Here is a 16,582-nt window from a genome sequence, read left to right as displayed (position 1 = left end):
CAGGCCCTGTAATCGGCATAAAGGGAAGTCCAGGCCTTGGAAGGAGAACAGGATGAACAGATATTGGGAGACGGCAACGTATGAGCAGCCTACCGCGGCGGAAATCAAAAAGAACGCGGCAGAGAGCAGAAAAAAGGAAAAGAAGAAGGGCGCGGCGCTGGAGCCCGTCACGGTGCAGGGCAGGACGATTGTGCGCAACTGGTGGGGCAAGGCCTGGTGCGAGAACCTGGAGCGGTATGCGGACTATGAAAGCCGTCTGGACAGGGGCAAGCGCTATGTCCGAGCCGGAGCGGTGCTGGATCTGAAGATTCAGAAGGGAAAAATCCAGGCCAGGGTGCAGGGAACCAGAAAGGTGCCCTACAAGGTGGAAATCCGCATCAGCCCCCTTTCCGAGGAGAAATGCCAGGGAATCATCGAGAAATGCGGCAGCAAGATTGAAAATATGGAGGAGCTGCTGAATGGGAACTTCCCGGAGCAGATGCAGGAGCTGTTCCAGGGGAAGGACGGCCTGTTCCCCACGCCCCGGGAGATCAGCTTCAGCTGCAGCTGCCCGGACTGGGCGCTTCTGTGCAAGCATGTGGCGGCGGCCCTGTACGGAGTGGGAGTGCGCCTGGACGAGCAGCCGCTGCTGTTCTTCGAGCTGCGGGGGATCGATGTGGGGCGGTTCATCGATGTGACCATTGCGGGCAAGGTGGAGGCGATGCTGGCGAATGAGGGGAAGGGCAGTGATCGGATTATTGCGGATGAGGATGTCAGGGGATTGTTTGGGGTGCTGTAGGATAATGTGAATGAAAAAGAGGGTTTCTTCGTAATGGGATGCTGGGAAACCGCGAAAGCGGTTCAGGATATGGGAGGCGTAGTATGGCAGCAAGGACTGTAGGAATCGGACATCAAAATTTCGAGCAATTGATTCAGGCGAACTGCTTTTATACTGCATAACGCTGAATACTGCCTAATGCAATCATGCGATTGAACCGGTCAGCGTTATGCAGTCTGATTTCACGGCAAGTGAAATCGTTAAGCAGTATATATTGACAAGACGGATTTCATCAGGGAATGGTGGGAGAATCAGGATGCCGTTACTCTGATTACCCGCCCCAGACGCTTTGGTAAGACATTGACGATGAGCATGCTGGAATATTTCTTTTCCGTGGAATGTGCAGGGAAGGCAGGACTCTTTGAAGGCCTTTCCATCTGGAAGGAAGAGCGGTATCGGCAGCTGCAGGGGACATATCCCGTCATCAGCCTTTCTTTTGCCAGGGTGAAGGAGACCACATTTCCGGGCGCCAGGACGCAGATCTGTCAGATTATTACAGAACTGTATGACAAATATGATTTCCTTCTGGACAGTGGATGCCTGAATGAGCGGGAGAAGGAAAGGTTCCGGGGAGTATCTGTGGACATGGCAGACTATCTGGCTACGAATTCGCTGCATGCGCTGTCGTCCTTCCTTTCACGCTATTATGGCAAAAAAGTCATCCTCCTGTTGGACGAATACGATACGCCCATGCAGGAAGCCTATGTACACGGTTATTGGCGGGAGGTAGTGGAGTTCTTACGGAGCCTGTTCAATGCCTCCTTTAAGACGAACCCTTATCTGGAACGGGCAATCATGACCGGAATCACTCGTGTCAGCAAGGAGTCGATTTTCTCCGATCTGAACAATCTGGAGGTGGTGACTGCTACGTCTGATTTGTATGCAGACAGCTTTGGCTTTACGGAACAGGAGGTATTTGCCGCGCTGGACGAATATGGGATGGGAGATAGGCAGAAGGAAGTGAAGAACTGGTATGACGGCTTCACTTTTGGCAGGCAGAGAGATATTTATAACCCCTGGTCTATTCTGAATTATCTAAAAAATGGTGGATTTGCCGCTTACTGGGCAAACACCAGTTCTAACAGCCTGGTGGGCAAGCTGATTCGGGAGGGCAGCCCGGATATAAAGATGACAATGGAGCTTTTGCTTGGGGATGGAATCTTATATACGGAGATTGACGAACAAATCGTTTTTGACCAACTTGATTACAGCCAGAGCGCTGTCTGGAGCCTGTTTCTGGCCAGTGGATACTTAAGGGTAGAGAGCTGTGAAAGGCCTCCTTACGGAAGCTGGAAGTATGGGCTGAAGCTTACCAACCGGGAAGTGAGGCTGATGTTCGAGCGGATGATAGACGGGTGGTTCCGCGACCATACGCCCCATTACAATACCTTTATCAAAGCTCTGCTGTTGGGAGATTTGGATGCCATGAATCTGTATATGAACCGGGTGGCGCTGGCTACCTTCAGCAGCTTTGACGCGGGGGTGAAGCCATCGGAGGAAGCGGAGCCGGAGCGTTTTTACCACGGTTTTGTGCTGGGACTGATGGTGGATCTGGCGGATAGATACAGCATTACCTCCAACCGGGAGAGTGGCTTTGGGCGCTATGATGTGCTGTTGGAGCCGAGGAATCCCGCCGGGGACGCGGTATCAAATACTTGCGGAAGAGATGCGATTATTATAGAATTCAAGGTAAACAATCCGAGAAAAGAGAAGAGCCTTGAGGATACGGTACAGGCTGCGCTGCAGCAGATTGAGGAGAAAGGGTATGATGCCGCGCTGCTGGAAAAGGGATTCCCGGCAGAGCGGATTCAAAAGTATGGATTTGCGTTCAGGGGAAAACAGGTGTTGATTGGAGGCTGAAATTGAGTCTGTGGGTGCAGATGCCGGGAGCTGTTCGGGGCGCTGCCGGGAGCCTGGAACGGGATGCTTCTGCTCCGGGAAGCCGCGGAAGGGGAATGGTATAAAGGGAGCCGGGATGAAATGTCCCGGCTTTTTTGGTTTGCGCGCCATGGGCGCGCTCTAATGGGTGAAAGTCCCTAACACGCCTAGGCAACGAGGAAGTGTATAGCTGAACAGCAAGGGTGTCCATCGTGAGGTGGAATCTGAAAGAAGCTGTAGGCAAACCCTTGGTCCGACGGACAGAAATCACATATAAGGCTCGGAAATACGGATAAGTCTGCCAAAAGAGATGAAGTCCAAAAGTTGCCGGAAGTACGAGTAGATGTGGCGGATAGGTGAGGGGAAAGAGCGCGCGCCTTAAGCGTGGAGGTCTCACAGGCGGTCTCATCAGCCGTAGTAACAACGAACTGTGAGGAGTCAGCAGAAGCCATAGTAGTGAAGAAGTTCCTGTAATGGGAATGGAGCGAAGGGCTGAACAATCAATCAGTTGAAGTACGTTCCACTTCGTAGCCAGAGCATACGCCTGTCGATGACTTCAAAGGCGGCAAAGGCAAAAGGGGCAGAAAGGAAACAACGCATGGACACGAGTAGTCTCATGGAGCAGGTATTGAGCAAGGATAACCTTAATGCCGCGTACCTGCAAGTCGTAAGGAACAAAGGCGCGGCAGGCGTGGACGGGATGACTGTCGAAGAGCTTGGCGCATACCTTTGGGAAAACGGCGAAAGCATCAGGGAGAAGCTGCGGACGAGGAAATATAAGCCGCAGCCAGTCCGCAGGGTGGAGATACCCAAACCAGAGGGCGGGACAAGAAAACTCGGAGTACCAACGGTGGTAGACAGATTTGTGCAGCAGGCAGTAGCACAGGTGCCCACTCCGATATTTGAAGAGCAGTTCCACGACCACAGCTATGGGTTCAGGCCGAACCGATGTGCACAGCAGGCAGTCCTGAAAGCATTAGAGATGATGAATGACGGACACAGCTGGGTTGTAGACATTGACCTTGCAAAGTTCTTTGACACAGTAGACCATGACAAGCTGATGACTATCTTCGGGCGTACAATCAAGGATGGGGATGTCATATCGGTAGTAAGGAAGTTCCTGGTCAGTGGAGTGATGATAGACGACGAGTATGAAGATACCATAGTGGGCACGCCGCAGGGCGGAAATATTTCGCCGCTGTTAGCGAACGTCATGCTGAACGAACTGGACAAAGAACTGGAAGCAAGGGGGCTGGATTTCGTCCGCTACGCAGACGACCTGATTATCATGGCTGGAAGCAGGCAGGCGGCAGAACGGGTAATGAAGAGCGTCACCCGATTTATCGAAGAAAGGCTGGGCCTGAAAGTAAATGGGGAGAAAAGTAAGGTGGATAAGCCCAAGGGAATCAGGTATCTGGGATTTGGATTCTACTATGACTCATTTGCCAAAGGGTATAAAGCCAGACCCCACCCGAAAGCGGCGGCAAAGTTCAGGGAGCAGATGAAGAAACTCACATGCAGGAGTTGGGGAGTGAGCAATGGATACAAAGTCAAGAAGCTCAACCAACTTATCCGAGGATGGATAAACTATTTCAAAATCGGCAGCATGAAAGGGTTATGCGAACGGCTAGACAGTCAAATCCGCTACCGGCTTCGTATGTGCATATGGAAGCATTGGAAAACACCGCAGAATAGAGCAAAGAACCTGATAGAATTAGGTATCAGCTGCAAATATGCATGGTCAACGGCATATACAGGAGCAAGAATTGCCTATGTATGCCAAAGAGGAGCAATGAATGTGGCTGTTACGAAAGAGAGACTAACCCGGTTTGGATTAGTTTCCATGTCGGACTACTACGCCGAAAGGCGAGTAACTTGTTAAGTTGATTGAACCGCCGTGTACCGAACGGTACGCACGGTGGTGTGAGAGGTCGGAAATTTCTCAATTAGAGAAATTTCCTCCTACTCGATTTGTCTGAAATGATACCAAAAAGTGTACTTTTTGAGAATCGGCTATATGGCTGTTAACCTATCCTATTTTAATACAAGATGGGCATAAAATCAAGCGTAAACAGATATTTTTCTTGGTAATTGTGCCCATCTTTTGATAGTAGCCAAAAAGTACACTTTTTGGGAATCGCGCATTGTCATGTGTTTATAGAGAGTAAAGGGAACTCCAAAATGCCGTCAGACAAGGTATGCAAGACCGTCCACCAGTACAGCAAGACCCCGCTTTGCGCGGAGGATATGAAGAAGCTGCAGGAGATTGCGGCGGATTACGGCAAGGTGAAGCGCTATGTATACCAGAGGTACAGCGGCATCGGAGGGCTGTCCAAACTGTATCCCGGCTACACCGTCCAGAATGAGATGACGGAGAGCGGCCTGCGGGGAGAGCTGGGGCTGCCGTCGGTGTACTTTTACCTGGCCGTGTTCGATGCGCTGGGGGACATCAAAAGCCAGTGGGCCCGGACAAAATCCCGGGTGCTGCAGCTGATTGGCAGGAATGAGGGTCTGACCGAGGAGGAGAAGCATTACCTCCGGTTCCTGTTGAAGGTGAACAACGCCTTTACCGCCGTGCTGAACCAGGAGCCCATCGTCCTGCCCCGGGAGCTGCAGAGGAAGCAGGAGGAACTGGCATCCAAAGTGGATGCGGAAAAGCTCCACCGCTATCTGTGCAGACAGGTGCGAAAGTACCGGGTGAAAAGCAGGGAAACGGACAAGGCGGAGACAGAGCCACAGGCTTCGGTGCAGCCGCCATGGGGATTTTCCGTTGCGGAGCGAGCCTACCGCTACGGGGAGAAGGACGGCAGCAGAGGAATCTACATTTCCACCAAAGAGAACCGGAAGCGGGTCTTCGTGCCCCTGACAGACGGGAACCAGTACAAGCGTCAGCTTTATGTCAGACTGTATCCCCAGGAAGGGAATGTTGAAATCATGACCGCGGTGGATGTGGCGGTGCGGGTTCATGAGGACTATGTGAACCGGATAGGACTGGCCATGGGGATGTTCACCATGCTCACCACCCAGGAAGGGCATCATTATGGCGAGGAACTGGGCGCTCTGCAGACGGAATATGCCGAATGGGTCAGGCAGCAGACCAGGAGCTATAACCGCAACAGAGCCGACAACCCGGGGCGCAGGAAGTACAATGCCCGGAGGCATCGGATGGAGGAGCGGCTCCACAGCTATATCAACCAGGAGCTGAACCGCTTCCTGCGCACAGAGAAGCCCAGGAGGATCTACATCGTCAGAATGCCCAGGCCAAAGGCGGGCGGCATCAACCGGAAAATCAACCATTCCGTGGCCATGTGGCAGAGAGGCTACATCCGCAGCCGCCTGGAGCAGAAATGCAGAGAGCAGTCGGTGGAAATCGTGGAGGTGCTGGGGAAGGACATCAGCAATGAGTGCAGCAGCTGCGGCGCGGTGGAGAGCGGCGGCAGGAAGAAAGGGATTTTCCTCTGCAATGCCTGCGGGTATTCGGCGGAGGAGAAGACGAATACTGCCAGGAACGTGCTGAAGCGGGGGATGGAAGGCAGGGTTGTCAACTGATTTTTGGATAGATATTGACGATTCTGAAAACTTGCCAGGCAAACTGGCGCATGAGCAAAAGGTTCCGGGAATGATGGAGTAAAATTCATCTCGAGCTGCAGCAGCCCGAAGATTTTGCTCTTCACCACTCGGAAACACATGCCGGTCTGGAACATCGTCTCCACCAGGGAGGAGTTGGGCAGAAGCTTGTGCGCATGAAACGTGAATGGGATCATAGGGATGACGATTCAGATGAATTCCGGCGGGGAGCCGGGGTTTTACCGACTTGGAGCCATGCTCCGGGAGGACTGGAGAGTCTGTCCATGATATAAAAAGTCGTGCCTGCGGGCGCGATGGACGGCATTAGAAGGCAGGAACCCTTTGGGCGGCTGCGGATTGGGTATGCCAGGATCCTGGGAACACAGCGCGGTACATACCGCAGGCCTGGAGCGCGGCTTCGGGCAACCGGACAGAAAGTCCGGGATGTGACGTACCAGGGAGCGAAGCGGCTTGACGCCGCATCATCCGGCGAGACGCTATGGATGACCAATATACCTTATTTATATTTAGGAACTGTCGGAAAATAACTGCTGCAATTTCTGTCGGAAAAAGCCTTGAAACACAAGGAAAACGGCTTTCAACCCGCAGCAGTTAGTTGCAGACAATTCCTTAAGACCGCCAGGATTTGCAAATCTGTCCATAGTGAGCATATGTGGCCTGGGGTCTTTCGGTGTGGTTTGCTGCCATTTTCATTGACGTGCAGTATACATTGTAAGTGGTGCTGTGGATTTTCCGAATAAGGACAGGCGGAATCCTGTCAGGAAATCCGGCACAGGGAGAGGCGGACATGCGGAAAGCGCAGAAGCAGCAGGCTGAGGATTTCATAAAAATATTGGGAGAAGCCCATGATGAAATCCGCAAAGCCATTGAAAAAAAGAATATTTCCGCTGCCCTGAGCCTACTGGCGGACTGCCAGGACGGAGCCATTGCGCTGGGAAACCTGATTGAAGCAGCGGAAGGGAAGGGCTTCGGCACGATTGCCCTGTTGGAATCCTACTGTGAGCAGGTCTACCGGATTTACGGGGAACTGGAGAAAGGGCAGCCGATTGCTGTCGGCAAAGCATATAAGAGCCTGCGGCAGATGTTGTTCAAGATTGAGAGCAGCGTGAAGAACGATATCAGGATTCGGACAGAGGTGGTGTTCCTGCCTTACAAGGCTTCCATGTGGGACAGCCTGGAGAGCATCTGGAAGGCTGCGGATGAGGATCCGGACTGTGATGCCTATGTGATTCCCATTCCCTATTATGACAAGAATCCGGACGGGAGCTTCCGGGAGCTGCATTATGAGGGCGGGGAGTATCCCAAGGACGTGCCGGTGGTTTGGTATGAGGATTACGATTTCGAGACGCGCAGGCCGGATATGGTATTCATACATAATCCTTATGATGACTGCAATATTGTGACCAGCGTGCATCCGTTTTTTTATTCGAAGAATTTGAAGAAGTTTACGGATAAGTTAGTATATGTGCCTTATTTTATATTGGGGGAGATTGATCCGGAGGACAGTCAGGCGCTGAAGGATATCGAGAAGTTCTGCCTGGTGCCGGGGGTGGCGTATGCGGATCAGGTGATTGTGCAGTCTGAGGACATGCGGCAGGCTTATGTCAATGTGCTGACGGAATTCATGTCGGGGCAGGGGCGGAGCAGGGCTTATTGGGAGAAGAAGATACTGGGGCTGGGGTCGCCGAAGGTGGATAAGGTGCTGAGTACCCGGAAGGAGGATCTGGAGATTCCGGAGGAGTGGATGCGGGTCATCCGGAAGGCGGATGGGAGTTGGAAGAAGGTTATTTTTTATAATACTACGGTGACGGCGCTGTTGCAGTATAATGAGCAGTATTTGGTGAAGATGCGGGATGTGTTCCGCATTTTTTATGAGAACCGGGGTGAGGTGGCGCTGTTGTGGAGGCCGCATCCGCTGATGGGAGCTACCATAGAATCCATGCGCCAGGAGTTGCGAGAGGAGTATGGAGAAATCGTAAAGACGTACAGGGAGGGACGCTGGGGAATTTATGACGACACCAGCGATATGGATCGGGCGGTCTGTTTAAGCGATGGGTATTATGGGGACGGGAGCAGCGTAGTATGGCTGTACAAAAGGACTGGAAAACCTGTTATGATTCAGAACGCATATTCGGTAATGGAGGACAACCATTCCCTTGCCATGGACAATATTGTGGAATATAAGGGCGAATGGTGGTTCCTTGCCTTAAAAGACAATAGCATCTATAAGATGGAAAGGACGACCTTGAAGGCTACCCTTGTGAAACGGATTCCCTATGGGGCGGATTTCCTGGGAGACCATCCACAATACGGAAAGATTCATTTGTATCAAAACAAAATATTCGTAATACCGATGATTGGAGATGAAATTGCCGTATATGATATGGAAAAGGATGCAGTTCGTTATATAAGGTATGGCAAAAGTGACCCATGCAGGGGGACTGTATTTGCAGAAAAGATAGAATATGGGGGCAAGCTGTACCTGATTCCGTGCGGGTATGATTATATTGTGTGCATTGATTTGGAAACAGAACAGTTCAGGAATATTGTGGTGGGTGATGAAAAAGGGACATCTGTGCACAAAACGGTGGACGCATATGCATGGGGGAGCGTCTTTTGGGATGGGAAAAAGGCCATATTTACGAAGATAACGGACAATAAGCTGATTTGCATGGATTTCGAGTCAGAGGCAAAGACGGTTTATGAATGTGGGCTGCTGGACGGAGGAGGCTCTGGGATATGCGGTGATGAGGACTGCATATGGATTGTTCCGAAGAGGGCAGACAAAATACTTTGTTGGGACAGACGCGAAAAGCGGCTGGAAATATATGACGAATTCCCAGACGGATATGAAGCAGGGGAGTGGAGCTTCTATAAGGTGCAGTTGGGCGATGAACTGTACCTGTTGCCAAGGGATGCGAACATGTGCATAGCGGTCAGTAAAGAAAATGGTACTATGCGAAAGCTGGCAACAGGGAACGTGGATAGGGACAATGGAAACTTTTTTGACAGATACATGTATTTTGCCCATATCTGGAAAAGAGGACAGGAGGTATTGCTGGTCTCTTCTTCAAAAGGGGAAGTATTTTGCTTTGGAGAAAAGGATAGTTACGGAGGGAAGATAAGCATCTGCCAGGACTGCGGAGAGAGTGTGTCATGGCAAGGGAGCGTGTATGAAAGGCAGAACAGATTAGACAACATTGCAAATTATGTAAACAGCAGGCTGCAATACAACAGAAAGGATGTTGGGGAAAAAGCTGTCGGGCAGGCTATTTTTGCAAGGATAATGGATACATGAGGTACTGTGATGGAAAAGATTATCGTGTTTGGTTTGGGGCAGGATTTTGAATGCAATAAGCGGTCTATTTTGCAAGCATTTGATGTCATTGCGTGCACGGATAGTTTTGTAGTTCCCAAAGAAGAATTCTGGAAAGGATGCTATGTTCCGGCGGATGCAATATGCAATCTGGATTTCGAGAAAATATTGGTATGCAGCAGAAAATATCAGGATGCCATAAAAGTGCAGCTGGTGAAGGCAGGTTTCCCGGAAGACCGTATCATCTATCTGGATTACCTGGAAAAGGACATCGTCAGTGCGGATTTCAAAGAGGTGATCCGGGACATGGAGCTGTACCGATTGGCTGCCACAGACAGCAGGTTCGTGATAGCGGAGGACTCCTTATGCCTGATTGCGGATGAAAAGCACAAGGAGGCAGGGACTCCGTGCCATCATTATTTTGCACAGGATATTTGGGGGGGCAATAAGATATTCCGCAATGCCCCGGAACGCCATTATGACATCGGCTCAAGACTGGATGGCTTCATAGCGCATTTGCTTACGTTCCGTGAGGTATATTACATAGATATCCGTCCCTTGCCCTATGAGATACCGGGTCTGCATTTCGTGCAAGGCGACGCCACGATATTGAGCGGAATGGAAGACGGCTCCATCGAAAGCCTGTCGTGTCTTCATGCCATGGAGCATTTCGGCCTCGGCAGATATGGGGACAAGATCGATCCGGATGCATATCGGAAAGCGGCGGAAAGTATGCAGCGGGTCTTGAGGAAAGGGGGGCATCTGTATATCGGAGTCCCCATAGGGCCAGCAGACAGGCTGCTGTTCAATGCCCACAGGATATTTTCTGTCCAGACAGTGCTGTCGCTATTTGAAGGGATGGCATTGCGGGATATTGCAATCGTGGAACCGGAAGGAGTGGCGGCAAAGCCAATCGGAGGACAGGATTATCAGGATATACAAGAAGATAGCTGTGGGCTGTTCGAATTTGTGAAAACTGCGGAATAGAGTTGCCAGGCTGATTGGCCGTAGAATTTGGAAAAAATAGGAGGGGCGGTATGGATGACAGATTTTACGGAAAAAAGGAGACCTATGGGCTGTGGTATGAATTGTATAAAACGGCATTGCTGGGAATGAACATTGGGCTTGGGGGAAATATCCATTCCAGTGGAGAAGAAAACGTATGCGCTTTTTTGGACAAAAGGGGAAATGTAGAAACAATATTTGATGTAGGGGCAAACACAGGAGAATATACGAGGATGCTGGGCAGCTACTTCCCGGATGCCAGGATTCACTGCTTCGAGCCTGCAGGAGCGACGTTTTCCATATTGGCTGACAATATGCGCGATAATGGCAATGTTGTCCTGAACAATTTTGGCATAAGCGATGAAAGGGGGGAAGGTGTTCTATACTATGACATGGAGACGTCAGGTCTGGCAAGTCTATATAAAAGACAATTGGATTATTTCAAGATAGATTTTTCAAAAAGCGAAAAGGTGCAGATTGAGACATTGGATGGTTATTGCGAAAAGAACCATATAGAGAAGATAGATTTCCTGAAGCTGGATATTGAAGGAAATGAATGGAACGCTTTGCGGGGGGGCAGAAGCTCCTTGGAAAGGGCTGCATAGGGGCAATCCAGATTGAATTCGGCGGCTGCAATATCGACTCACGAACATATTTTAGAGACTTTTGGAACTTGCTGCATGAAGATTATTCTGCCTATCGGATTTTAAAGGATGGTCTTTGGGAAATAACGAATTACACAGAACGGTTGGAGTGTTTTTGTAATACCAATTACTTTTTTGCACATAAAAATCCTGAGCAGGCTCAAGATAGAAAGAAGAATGGAAGATGATAGTCTTATTTTTGGAGGGTGGTTTGGGAAATCAGCTCTTTCAGTATGCTGCGGCGAGGACATTATCAAAATTACGAGAGAATGATGATATTATCATTGATACTGACTTTTATAAGGGATTTGGGGATAGAAGATATGAGCTCAATAAATTCAGGTTTTCCGGTATTAGAATCGCATCAGAAAAAGACAAACAGAAAATGAAGTATAGGATCGCCAAAAAAAAGATAGATGCTTACAGACAAAGAATTACACCAAGTAGCGGAGATGACAATAGGAATCTGAATAATTTTTATAAGTCTATATTAGCTAAACAGGGAATTTATATTTGTGGTGGAACGGTGATAGGGGATACACGGCTTCCGCTAAATCTTATAAAAAGGAAAGATATTTTTTTGTATGGATATTTTCAACATCCACGATTTAGACAGAATATTCAGGTAAAACTGAAGAATGTGAGTGTTGATATGAAGCTGTGGGAGAAAGATATTATATATGGGGAACATATTTGTGTACATATTAGATTAGGTGATTATGTGAATAATGATGATTATGAAGTATGCACAAAAGAATATTACTATAGTGCTATAGAGTATATTGCCAGTATAGTAAAAAATCCTGTTTTCCATATTTTTTCGGATGATATAGAGACTATTAAGAAGGAGTTTCAATTTGCATATCCGGTTGTCTATGAGAATGAAAAAGCAGCAAGTAAATGCCTGGTTAAAATGAGTTTGTGCAAGCATTTTGTTATCTCGAATAGTACATTTTCCTGGTGGGCACAGAGACTGAGCAAAAACAAAAATAAGATTGTAGTTGCACCAGGGAAATGGTATGGTGATGAGTCTATTCCTTTCTATTTATATGATAAGGCATGGATAATAATGAAGCCTTGATATTGAGCAACAGATTGATTTATGCTGCACTTCAATGAAACTGTATGGCTTGAGGGTAAGGAATTGGAGAAGAGAGAAAATGTGTGGAATATTTGGTTGTATCGGCAGAATATCTGAAGAGAATGCAAAGAAATGTATCAAAAGCATATCTCATAGAGGGCCGGATGCTGTAGTTGTGAAAGAACTGGAAGGGATAACCCTTGCCCATGCCAGGTTGTCTATTATGGATATATCAGAATCTGCCAACCAACCTATGGCCGATTCAACAGGCAGGTATTGGATTGTATATAATGGTGAGGTCTACAATTTCCTTGAGCTGAGGAGGGAGCTGGAAGCAAAAGGCTATCGGTTCAGAACAGACAGCGATACGGAGGTCATCTTATATGCATATATAGCCTGGGGGATGGACTTCCAATATAAATGCAACGGAATGTGGAGCGTTGCGATTTGGGACAATCTGAAAAAGGAATGTTTTTTCAGCAGGGATCGGTTTGGGGTAAAGCCCTTCTACTATTTCGAACAGGACGGCAATTTCTATTTCGCATCAGAGATGAAGGCTTTCTTCCCGATTATGAATGAGAGGAAGATAAATTATCGTATATTCGAAAAAAAGGATTATTTTACATATGAAGCCACCGAAAACTGCTGTATCAGAGACATCAAAAAAATCCTGGCCGGGCACTGTGGCAGTTACAGAAGTGGGCAGCTGTATACAGAAAGATGGTGGAATACTTTAGAGCATCTTATGGAAGTGCCGGACGAATATGACGAGCAGGTTGGAATACTTAGAGATTTTTTTCTGGATGCATGTAAAATCCGGATGAGAAGTGATGTGCCAATTGGAACGGCTCTGAGTGGGGGGGTTGATTCCAGCGCGGTAGCCGGTGCGATGAGGTATCTCTCCCAGAATAAAGCTTCTTATATTAATAAAGACTGGCAGCATGCTTTTGTGGCAAGTATGCCGGATACAGTTCTTGATGAGACTCGATACGCAGAAATGGCGGCTGAACATATTGGAGTAGAGATTCAAAAAGTGATGGTCAATGCAGCGATTTCTCCATCAGATTTATTTGGATATATGTATATATGTGAAGATCCCTATATAACCAGCCCTATTCCTTTTATGCAGACATATGGGAGCATTGTAAAGGAGGGGATAAAAGTCACGATAGATGGACATGGGGCGGATGAATTGTTTGGAGGGTATGGTTCAGATCTTTTTTACGCCGCGCTGGAAGTGAGAGAGGATGATGAGGCATGCAGGGAGGTTTTGAAGACCTTTAATAATATGGCATTGGCGGAACACAGGGTTACCTTCCAGCAGTTGCGGGAGAGGGTGGAAGCCCTGAGAAATGCGGCGGACATGACAGAGGACAGGAATGAAGATAAGATTGGAGTCTTCAACAGGAGGCTGTACAGGCAGACACATAGAGAGGTTCTGCCGACACTTTTAAGATGCTACGACAGGTACAGCATGGGGAATGGCCTTGAAATCAGGATGCCTTTTATGGATTATCGGATTGTCTGCTTTGCGTTTTCAGTTCCGATGCAGTCAAAAACAAATGGCGGATATACGAAAAAGATTGTCAGAGATATGGCAGCGCCTTTCATGGACAGAAGAGTCATGTATAAAAAACCAAAAGTCGGGTTCAATTCTCCCATGACAGAATGGCTGCAAGGGGAAATGAAGGAATTTGTTCTGGATACGGTTCATTCCAGGGATTTTCTTGAGTGTGGACTGTTGAACTCTTTGGATACATGCATCAAAGTCAGCGAATTTTATAAACTGGAGCAGGCATCCTATACAGATGGGGAAAGTATCTGGGTTTCCTTGGTTCCCTATCTCTGGAAAAAGGCAATGGGATTGTAAAAGGTGAGGTAAGATGAGTTCAGATATCAATTTGGAGAAGTTTGAATTGGCGAATAAATGGATTCGACTACAAAATAAAGGCATATCCATTCCGCAGCACTTGAGGACAAGGGGAATTAAAAAGATAGTTTTATATGGAGCCTCGGAGTTTGCCCTGCGGTTGTTGGAACAGTGCGAAAATGAAGCAGGCATCATCGAGATTTTAGGAATCTCAGACAAGAAGATTAGCTCAAAAGGAGACTTTTATTGCGGAATTCCATTGGTATCAATACGTGATATTAAAAAAATAGAATCGGAAGATATGTGTGTCGTAATCACAGCTATGGGATATTATGAGGAGATACTTGGAGAGCTGCACAAAGAAGGGATTCTGCGTACCATATCTTTGCAGGAATTGATTTATGATGCATGTTGCTAAGCTTTTGAGGAGGTATTGCAGTAAATGAAGATAGCTACATTATTATTTACATATAACAGGAGCAGGCATACAGGACAGGTGATTGAATCGTTAAAGAATAATACGGTATTGCCGGAGAAGCTGATTGTTTTTCAGGACGGGGTCAGGCAGGACGAGGATGCTGAGGAATGGCAAAAAGTCAATAGTCTGGTTCATGAGATTGACTGGTGTGAAAAAGAGGTCATCGTGTCAGGATACAATAAGGGGCTGGCAGAGTCTATCGTGTCGGGGATTGAGTATGCTTTCAGAGAGAACGACGCGGTCATTGTGCTGGAAGACGATTGCGTGGCTGCTCCTAATTTTATCCGTTTTATGACGCAGTGCTTTGAAAGATACGAAACGGAAAAAAGAGTCTTTTCGGTGAGCGGGTATAGCTGGCCGATAGAATTGGGTGATGCTGAAAGCGACATATATTTCTGTGGGAGAACCTCATCCTGGGGCTGGGGGACATGGAGGGACAGATGGTGCCAATATGAAAAGGACTATTCATTGTACAAAAAATTGAAAATGGATAGGGAAAGTTCAGAAAGGCTTGCAACGTGGGGGAATGACATAGAGCAGACAGTAATAGGGAACGTTACGGGGATGACGGATTCTTGGGGACTGTTCTGGGTGATGAAGGCTATAGAAAAAAATGCCTTATGTATTAATCCGTATAAATCGCTAATCCGGAATATAGGAATGGACGGCTCGGGAGTTCATTGTGGGATTACGGACAGCTATGATGTTGAACAGGATAATCTTGTAAAGGATTCTTATAAGCTTGTTGATAAGATAGAGCTCACAGAAGAGGTAAAAAAGGCATTCGCAGGGCTCTTCGGGAGCTATACAGCAGTCACCAGCTACAGCGAGGACAAGGAAAAAATCATAGTATATGGATTGGGGAATTTCTTTATCAGCAATGAAAAGAGCATCAATGAGAATTACTTTATAGAATGTTTTATTGATAACTTGAAGACGGGTTATTATGCAGGAAAGAAGATTTTTAAGGCTAAAGAAATAGGAAGGATTGGCGATATCAGCAAGATTCTGATAATGATTCAGGATATTAACGAATGCATGAAGGTATGCAAAGAGCTTGTAGGAAAATATGGAATCGCGATAGAAAAAATAGAATTGGGATGTCAGTATTATGGGATATATCAGAATGTGATAAAAAATGTTTTTGTCAAAGGGGATGGAAGATGGGAAATCACTTTGGGGGGGTAACTCTGTGCATAGCAAGTGCTGACCAGTTTTATAACGCATATGAAGTACTGGTTGGAAAGATTTATCGCTATTATATAAGCAACACCAGAAAGGATATCGTTTTTGATGTTGGCATGAATATCGGGGACGCTACTTTGTTTTTTCTGGAAAATAAAAATGTCGAAAAAGTATATGGATATGAACCCTTTCGAGAGACATTCCAGCTGGCGGTTGAGAATCTGGGGAAGTGTGGTGAAAAGGGGCGGTATGAAATCTGCCAATATGGCTTGAGCAAACAAGAGGAAAAAAGGAAAATCATCTTTAATGAAGGAATGACCTGTGGACAGAGTACCAACATGGATATGTGGGAACAAGCCTATGCATATTACGATGCATTGGGGCTGGCGCATGCAGACAACAACAGATTGGAAGAAATAGAAGTAAAAATGGCATCGCAAGTTTTGGGAAATGCAATGAATCAATATCCGAATCATAACTATATTCTGAAGATGGATTGTGAGGGAGAGGAATACAGCATCATAGAGGAACTGAATGCGGCCGGGATTTTAGGGAGATTCAAAGTGATTATGCTGGAATGGCATTATGAAGGATTTAAGAAGATTACAGATTTCATTGACGGATTGGGGTATTCTTATTTCTTTTTTGAGAAAGAAAATGGAATGGGGCTGATTTATGCCCAAAAAGTGGCAGGATAAGTTTCTTTATTCTTGCGGTGGC

At 47.4% G+C, this 16,582-nt stretch carries 13 protein-coding genes and 1 pseudogene; all 14 read left to right on the top strand.

The window, feature by feature from the left end; all coding sequences use genetic code 11:
* The first annotated feature begins 52 nt into the window (after positions 1–52).
* The 14 genes and pseudogenes from NFS35_RS14285 to NFS35_RS14220 all read left to right on the top strand — a co-directional run bounded on the left by NFS35_RS14285 (position 53) and on the right by NFS35_RS14220 (position 16,560).
* Positions 53–778: an SWIM zinc finger family protein gene (locus NFS35_RS14285; RefSeq protein ID WP_251207795.1), complete on the top strand. Its 726-nt coding sequence runs from the start codon at positions 53–55 to the stop codon at positions 776–778.
* Between the two features lie 249 nt (positions 779–1,027).
* Positions 1,028–2,677, top strand: a pseudogene (locus NFS35_RS14280) (AAA family ATPase); the annotation flags it as partial.
* Between the two features lie 616 nt (positions 2,678–3,293).
* Positions 3,294–4,577: a group II intron reverse transcriptase/maturase gene (ltrA, locus tag NFS35_RS14275; RefSeq protein WP_251207794.1), complete on the top strand. Its 1,284-nt coding sequence runs from the start codon at positions 3,294–3,296 to the stop codon at positions 4,575–4,577.
* A 299-nt stretch (positions 4,578–4,876) separates the two neighbouring features.
* Positions 4,877–6,244 carry a transposase gene (locus tag NFS35_RS14270; RefSeq protein WP_251207793.1) on the top strand — a complete coding sequence of 456 codons (1,368 nt, stop codon included), beginning with the start codon at positions 4,877–4,879 and terminating at the stop codon, positions 6,242–6,244.
* A 332-nt stretch (positions 6,245–6,576) separates the two neighbouring features.
* Positions 6,577–6,810, top strand: a complete 234-nt coding sequence (locus NFS35_RS14265; RefSeq protein ID WP_251207792.1) for a hypothetical protein — start codon at positions 6,577–6,579, stop codon at positions 6,808–6,810.
* A 260-nt stretch (positions 6,811–7,070) separates the two neighbouring features.
* A complete protein-coding gene (locus tag NFS35_RS29300; RefSeq protein WP_330640221.1) occupies positions 7,071–9,581 on the top strand; it encodes a hypothetical protein in 2,511 nt (836 codons plus the stop codon).
* Between the two features lie 9 nt (positions 9,582–9,590).
* On the top strand, positions 9,591–10,586 hold the full coding sequence (locus NFS35_RS14255) for a DUF268 domain-containing protein (protein WP_251207791.1): 996 nt from the start codon (positions 9,591–9,593) through the stop codon (positions 10,584–10,586).
* 50 nt (positions 10,587–10,636) lie between these two features.
* The gene (locus tag NFS35_RS14250) at positions 10,637–11,209 is read left to right on the top strand and encodes an FkbM family methyltransferase (protein ID WP_251207790.1); all 573 of its coding nucleotides are present in this window, start codon (positions 10,637–10,639) and stop codon (positions 11,207–11,209) included.
* Positions 11,161–11,436, top strand: coding sequence for a hypothetical protein (locus NFS35_RS14245; RefSeq protein WP_251207837.1), 276 nt, complete (start codon positions 11,161–11,163; stop codon positions 11,434–11,436). Before NFS35_RS14250 ends, NFS35_RS14245 begins: the two co-directional genes overlap by 49 nt.
* The gene (locus NFS35_RS14240) at positions 11,433–12,329 is read left to right on the top strand and encodes an alpha-1,2-fucosyltransferase (protein WP_251207789.1); all 897 of its coding nucleotides are present in this window, start codon (positions 11,433–11,435) and stop codon (positions 12,327–12,329) included. Before NFS35_RS14245 ends, NFS35_RS14240 begins: the two co-directional genes overlap by 4 nt.
* A 79-nt stretch (positions 12,330–12,408) precedes the next feature.
* Positions 12,409–14,199 (top strand): asparagine synthase (glutamine-hydrolyzing), encoded by a 1,791-nt coding sequence (gene asnB / locus NFS35_RS14235; RefSeq protein WP_251207788.1) that lies wholly within the window; start codon positions 12,409–12,411, stop codon positions 14,197–14,199.
* Positions 14,200–14,212: 13 nt separating this feature from the next.
* Positions 14,213–14,617, top strand: coding sequence for a hypothetical protein (locus NFS35_RS14230; RefSeq protein WP_251207787.1), 405 nt, complete (start codon positions 14,213–14,215; stop codon positions 14,615–14,617).
* Positions 14,618–14,641: 24 nt separating this feature from the next.
* Positions 14,642–15,865 (top strand): glycosyltransferase, encoded by a 1,224-nt coding sequence (locus tag NFS35_RS14225; RefSeq protein ID WP_251207786.1) that lies wholly within the window; start codon positions 14,642–14,644, stop codon positions 15,863–15,865.
* Positions 15,841–16,560 (top strand): FkbM family methyltransferase, encoded by a 720-nt coding sequence (locus tag NFS35_RS14220; protein ID WP_251207785.1) that lies wholly within the window; start codon positions 15,841–15,843, stop codon positions 16,558–16,560. Before NFS35_RS14225 ends, NFS35_RS14220 begins: the two co-directional genes overlap by 25 nt.
* Positions 16,561–16,582 lie beyond the last annotated feature (22 nt).

Source organism: Acetatifactor aquisgranensis (assembly GCF_943193215.1).
GTDB lineage: Bacteria > Bacillota > Clostridia > Lachnospirales > Lachnospiraceae > Acetatifactor > Acetatifactor aquisgranensis.
The sequence above is the reverse complement of the archived record's forward strand: the minus strand, read 5'-3'. Positions and strand labels throughout refer to the sequence as shown.

Coding starts and splice junctions, on each gene's coding strand:
- NFS35_RS14220 (WP_251207785.1), top strand. CDS start 15,841: ATGGGAAATCACTTTGGGGGGGTAACTCTGTGCATAGCAAGTGCTGAC.
- NFS35_RS14285 (WP_251207795.1), top strand. CDS start 53: ATGAACAGATATTGGGAGACGGCAACGTATGAGCAGCCTACCGCGGCG.
- NFS35_RS14240 (WP_251207789.1), top strand. CDS start 11,433: ATGATAGTCTTATTTTTGGAGGGTGGTTTGGGAAATCAGCTCTTTCAG.
- asnB (WP_251207788.1), top strand. CDS start 12,409: ATGTGTGGAATATTTGGTTGTATCGGCAGAATATCTGAAGAGAATGCA.
- NFS35_RS14255 (WP_251207791.1), top strand. CDS start 9,591: ATGGAAAAGATTATCGTGTTTGGTTTGGGGCAGGATTTTGAATGCAAT.
- NFS35_RS14270 (WP_251207793.1), top strand. CDS start 4,877: ATGCCGTCAGACAAGGTATGCAAGACCGTCCACCAGTACAGCAAGACC.
- NFS35_RS14265 (WP_251207792.1), top strand. CDS start 6,577: ATGGACGGCATTAGAAGGCAGGAACCCTTTGGGCGGCTGCGGATTGGG.
- NFS35_RS29300 (WP_330640221.1), top strand. CDS start 7,071: ATGCGGAAAGCGCAGAAGCAGCAGGCTGAGGATTTCATAAAAATATTG.
- NFS35_RS14245 (WP_251207837.1), top strand. CDS start 11,161: ATGGAACGCTTTGCGGGGGGGCAGAAGCTCCTTGGAAAGGGCTGCATA.
- NFS35_RS14225 (WP_251207786.1), top strand. CDS start 14,642: ATGAAGATAGCTACATTATTATTTACATATAACAGGAGCAGGCATACA.
- NFS35_RS14230 (WP_251207787.1), top strand. CDS start 14,213: ATGAGTTCAGATATCAATTTGGAGAAGTTTGAATTGGCGAATAAATGG.
- ltrA (WP_251207794.1), top strand. CDS start 3,294: ATGGACACGAGTAGTCTCATGGAGCAGGTATTGAGCAAGGATAACCTT.
- NFS35_RS14250 (WP_251207790.1), top strand. CDS start 10,637: ATGGATGACAGATTTTACGGAAAAAAGGAGACCTATGGGCTGTGGTAT.